This is a genomic window from Subtercola sp. RTI3 (genome assembly GCF_035018625.1).
In the GTDB taxonomy this organism is placed as follows: domain Bacteria; phylum Actinomycetota; class Actinomycetes; order Actinomycetales; family Microbacteriaceae; genus Subtercola; species Subtercola vilae.
Window position 1 is genome coordinate 1 of record NZ_JASJXO010000098.1, and the last position, 5,296, is coordinate 5,296.

At 69.2% G+C, this 5,296-nt stretch carries 2 protein-coding genes; both read left to right on the plus strand.

Going from position 1 to position 5,296, the window contains the following annotated elements; translation table 11 throughout:
• Positions 1-63 precede the first annotated feature (63 nt).
• The gene (locus QN358_RS18550) at positions 64-351 is read left to right on the plus strand and encodes an ROK family protein (protein ID WP_323513239.1); all 288 of its coding nucleotides are present in this window, start codon (positions 64-66) and stop codon (positions 349-351) included.
• A gap of 82 nt (positions 352-433) precedes the next feature.
• Positions 434-5,257, plus strand: a complete 4,824-nt coding sequence (locus QN358_RS18555) for a glycoside hydrolase family 3 N-terminal domain-containing protein (protein WP_323513240.1) — start codon at positions 434-436, stop codon at positions 5,255-5,257.
• Positions 5,258-5,296 lie beyond the last annotated feature (39 nt).

Below are 5,296 nucleotides of genomic sequence, written 5' to 3' on the forward strand. Positions count from 1 at the left end.
AGATGTGTATAAGAGACAGCCGCCGCCCCCGCCGACTTCGTCGTCACCCCCGAGAACGCGACGGTGTTCCGCGAGGCCGGTTACACGGTGGGCCGCGCCGTGGCGCAACTCTGCGCGTTCATCGACCCCGAGGCGATCATTCTCGGCGGCCAGCTGGGCGCCGTCGGTGAACCCCTGCTGGCCGGCGTGCGGGAAGCGTTCGCCGAGTTCGCGCCGTTCGCCGCCCCTCTGGCACCCGTGCACTCGGCCGAGCTCGGCCATCGGTCAGAGCTTGTCGGCATCATCGACCGTGCCCTCGAGGCCGCGTGGGCCAGTGGCCACGGCTCGGCCCGTCACCCTCTCTCCGCTTGAGGCGCCCGACCCCGCATTCGTCCTGTGCCCGGAGTAATTCGACCGATTTACTGGCTACGTCGTTCGTTACGAAGGAGTAACTGTGCCCTCATCTGGTTCGCGCTCAGCCGCCGCCCCCGCCACGTCGCCCCGCCCGGGCATCCGGAGCCGGCTGCGCGCCCTGCTGAGCACCGGCATCGTGGTCGCCGTGATGGGCAGCGCGCTTGTGGTCGGCCAGACCGCCACCGCGGCCGAACCCGACCTCGCCCGCAGCGGAACCACCACCGCCTCGGCCGCACAGAACGACAAAGACGGCAACTTTCCGGCCTCGAATGCCACCGACGGCAATGCCACCACGCGCTGGGCCAGCGGCAACGGGCCCGACTCCGACACGACCTTCACCGCCAGCCTGACCTCAGACCTGGGCTCGGTCGCCACGGTCACCGGCGTCACCATCTCGTGGGAGGCGGCCTTCGCCACCGCGTACGACATTCAGGTCGCCTCGGCGAACCCCGCCGACGACGCGAGCTGGAGCACCGCCGCGAGCAAGACGACCGGTGCGGGCGGCACCGAGCAGGTTGCCTTCAGCACGCCGATGGATGCCCGGTACGTGCGCCTCGCCATGCTGAAGCGCACCGCGGCAACGTGGGAGGCCCCCACACTGCACTACTACGGCTACTCGGTGTTCTCGTTCGAGGTGCACGGCACCGTCGCCGTGCCGACCGCCTCGTTCGACGCCTCGGCCCTGTCGGTGGGAGCCGGTGACGACGCCGCGGTGCACGTGAGCCTGAACAGCACCTCGACCACAGACCAGAGCGTTCACGTGACGAGCACCGACGGCACGGCCGCTGCCGGAACCGACTTCACGGCCGTCGACCAGACGGTGAGCATCCCGGCCGGCCAGACCACGGCCACGGTCACGGTGCCCACCGTCTCGCACGGCGCCCTCGCGCCCGAACGAAGCTTCACACTGGCGCTCAGCGACCCGTCGGCCGGCATCACGATCGGCACGCGCAACACCGCGACTGTCACCCTGAAGCCCACCGGAACCCTGCCGAATGCCGGTGCCACCACCGTTCTGCAGGGCTTCGAGGCCGGGGTGCCGGCCGACTACTCCACGTGGGCCAGCGCCGACTCGGTGAAGCCGGTGCTCAGCACGAAGGTCGACGACACCGTTCCGGGCGCGGCGACCGACAACCGGGTGCTCGTCGCGACCGTCGGCGGTGCCCCCACCGCCAGCGACTGGTTCGGCTTCACCAACGACACCAGCCCCAAAGACTGGTCTGCGTCCGACGGCTTCAGCTTCTGGTTTCTCGGCCAGGGCTCGGGCAAGACGCTCAGCTACGAGCTGAAGAGCGGCGGCCAGATCTTCGACCAGAGCGTGGTCGACACCACCACGGGCTGGCGCCAGATCAGCGTTCTGTTCGATGACCTGCGCCTGAAGGGCAACCACACCGACCCCGCGCGGTTCTTGCCGGGCGCCTCGGCCGGGTTCGCCGTCACCCTCACCGGTCTGGGCGCGGGCACTTTCTCGTTCGACGACTTCGCCACGTTCGAGCGCGCCACCACCCTCGAAGACTTCCAGGGCGCCGTGCCCCTCGGCACGTCGACCAACCCCGTGGGCTTCTTCACGTGGGGTTCGGCCGACAACCTCGCCACGATGGCCGTCACGCCGCAGGTTCGCGGCGACGTGCCAGACAACAAAGTGCTCGCGGGCACCTACAAGATCCCGTCGGGCGGCTACGCGGGCTTCAGTGACAACCTCTCGTCGTCACAGAACTGGAGCTCCTACCGCGGCATCCGGTTCTGGTGGTACGCCTCGCAGGCCAGCAACCCGGCCTCGCCGACCGCGGGCGACGACATCAAGGTCGAGATCAAAGACGGCGGCCCCGACGGCGAGCACTCCGAACTGTGGTCGACCACCTTCAAAGACAACTGGGGCAGTTCGACCAGTCGCTGGAAGCTCATCGAACTTCCGTTCACGGCCTTCACGATCGGCTCCTACCAGCCCGGTAGCGCCGCCACTCAGAACGGCACCCTCGACCTGACCAGCGCGTGGGGCTTCGCCATCACGTTCGCGCCCGGCAAGCCCACCAGCACCGGCTGGGCCGTCGACGACGCCCAGCTCTACGGAACCCCCGCCCAGGCGGCCAACCTCACCGTGAACTCGACCAAAGACGTCTACCTGGTCAACTCCGGCGAGACGGCCTCGGTGGGCCTCACCCTCACTACGTCGAATGGGGATGCCCTGACCTCGCCCGTCACGGTGAAGTACGCCCCCGGCAGCGGTGCCGCAACGGTCGGCACGCAGGTCGCCGACTTCACCGGCAGCGTGACCTTCGCCGCCGGAACGGCCTCCGGCACCACCCAGAGTTTCGACGTGAAGACCATCGCCACCCCGGGCGGCGACCAGTCGCGCAGCATCTCGGTTGCGCTCGACGCGGCGGGCGCCCAGCTGCCGGCCAGTGCCCCGCGCGTCGTGATCAACGCCCACGGCCTGCCGTACCTCGACTCGTCGCTGCCGGTCGCCACCCGCGTCGACGACCTGATGAGCCGCATGACCCTCGCCGAGAAGGTGGGCCAGATGACGCAGGCCGAACGGCTCGGGCTCTCCAGCCCCAGCCAGATCGCCGACCTGGGCCTCGGCTCGATTCTCTCGGGCGGCGGCTCGACCCCCGCGGCCAACACGCCCGCGGCCTGGGCCGACATGGTCGACGGTTTTCAGCAGCAGGCACTCTCGACTGCGCTGCAGATTCCGCTGCTCTACGGCGCCGATGCCGTGCACGGGCACAGCAACGTGCTCGATGCCACGATCTTTCCGCACAACATCGGCCTCGGCGCGACACGTGACCCCGCACTCATCCAGACCCTCGCAGAAGACACCGCCGTCGAGACGAAGGCCACCGGTGTGAACTGGGCCTTCGCCCCGTGCCTGTGCGTCGGCCGCGACGAACGCTGGGGCCGCACCTACGAGTCGTTCGGCGAAGACCCGGCCCTCGTCACCACCTTCTCGGCCGCGAACATCGTGGGCCTGCAGGGCAGCGACCCCGCCGACAAGTCAGGCCCCGACAAGGTGCTCGCCACGGCCAAGCACTGGGCGGGCGACGGCGGCACGAGCTACGACGCGAGCAAGGTCGGCAACGGCTACCCCATCGACCAGGGCCTCACCCACTCGCCCTCGATGGCCGACTTCATGACCACCTACGTCGACCCGTACATTCCGGCCATCGACGCCGGGGTCGGCAGCATCATGCCCTCGTACTCCGGCGTCGACATCGGCGGCACGGGCGACGTGCGCATGCACGAGAACACCGCGCTGAACACCGGTGTGCTGAAAGAGCAACTCGGCTTCAACGGTTTTCTCATCAGCGACTGGGAGGGCATCGACAAGCTGCCGGGCGGCACCTACGCCGAGAAGGCGGTGCGCTCGGTGAACTCCGGGCTCGACATGGCGATGGCGCCCTACAACTTCGGCGCCTTCATCACGAGCATCACCGATGCGGTGGGCGCCAAGAGCGTCGCCGCGACGAGGGTCGACGACGCGGTGCGCCGCATTCTGACTCAGAAATTCGAGTTGGGGTTGTTCGAGCATCCGCTCACCGACCGCAGCAAGGCCAGCGAACTGGGGTCGGATGCCCACCGCGCCGATGCCCGCCAGGCCGCCGCCGAGTCGCAGGTGCTGCTCAAGAACGACGGCGTGCTGCCTCTCGCGAAGAACGCCTCGATCTATGTGGCCGGCTCGAATGCCGACGACCTCGGCAACCAGATGGGCGGCTGGACCATCTCGTGGCAGGGCGCCTCAGGCAACTCGACCACGGCAGGAACCACCATTCTCGCCGGCATGAAGCAGGCGGCACCCGATGCCGCCATCACCTACTCGAAAGACGCGTCGGCTCCCATGGCCGCGGGCAGCGTGGGTGTCGTCGTCGTGGGCGAGACACCCTACGCCGAAGGCCAGGGTGACGTGGGCAACAACGGCCACAGCCTCTCGCTCACCGACAGCGACCGCGCCACCATCGACAAAGTGTGCGGCGCGATGAAGTGCGTCGTGCTGGTTGTGGCCGGCCGCACCCAGCTCGTGACCGACAAGCTGAGCGAGATCAGTGGTCTCGTGGCGTCGTTCCTGCCCGGCAGCGAGGGCGAGGGCGTCGCCGACACCCTGTTCGGCGACACCCCGTTCACTGGGCGGCTGCCGCTGACCTGGCCCGCGACCGCCGAGCAGGTGCCCATCAACGTGGGCGACGCCACCTACGACCCGCTGTTCGCATACGGTTGGGGCGAACGCACTGACAGCCCCAAGGCTCGGCTCGAGAAGGTGTCGGCGTCGCTCGCTGCGGGTGCTGCGAAGATGGCTGTGGATGCTCTGCTTTCGGCTGCGGTCTGGAGCCCGTCTGGCACCGTGAGTGAACCCGCCGCGGCCATTCAGCTCGCGGTGAATGCGGCCGCACAGCTCGGCGGCACCGACAGCGCCACCCTCGCCGACGCCGACCTGCTCGTCTCGGTCGTTCGTGACCTGGCCCAGGCTTCGGTCACGGCGAACACCGCTGTGACCGGGTCGTCGTCGCTCACCGCCGATGCCGAGCATGCGCTGCTCGGGGGAGACTCGGTCACCGCCGTCACTCTGCTGGCGAAGGTGCTCGGCCTGGCTGTGGCGGTCGACCCCGGCACCGGCGGCACCGACCCCGGCGCGGGTTCGGGCGCGGGCGGTGCTGGCGCAGGATCGGGCACGGGCGTTGGATCAGGATCGGGTTCCGCCACCGGCACCACGGGCCAGTCCTCAACCGCATCCGGACAGTCCTCCGGCTCGGCCGGCCCCCTCGCCACCACCGGCAGCCAGCTCACCCTGGCCCTGCTCCTCGCCCTCATGCTCTCCACCTCCGGCGCCCTCCTCTTCGTCGCCCGTCGTCGTCGCCGCCTCACCCCCTGACCCGACGCCCACACCCACACCCGTCTCTTATACACATCT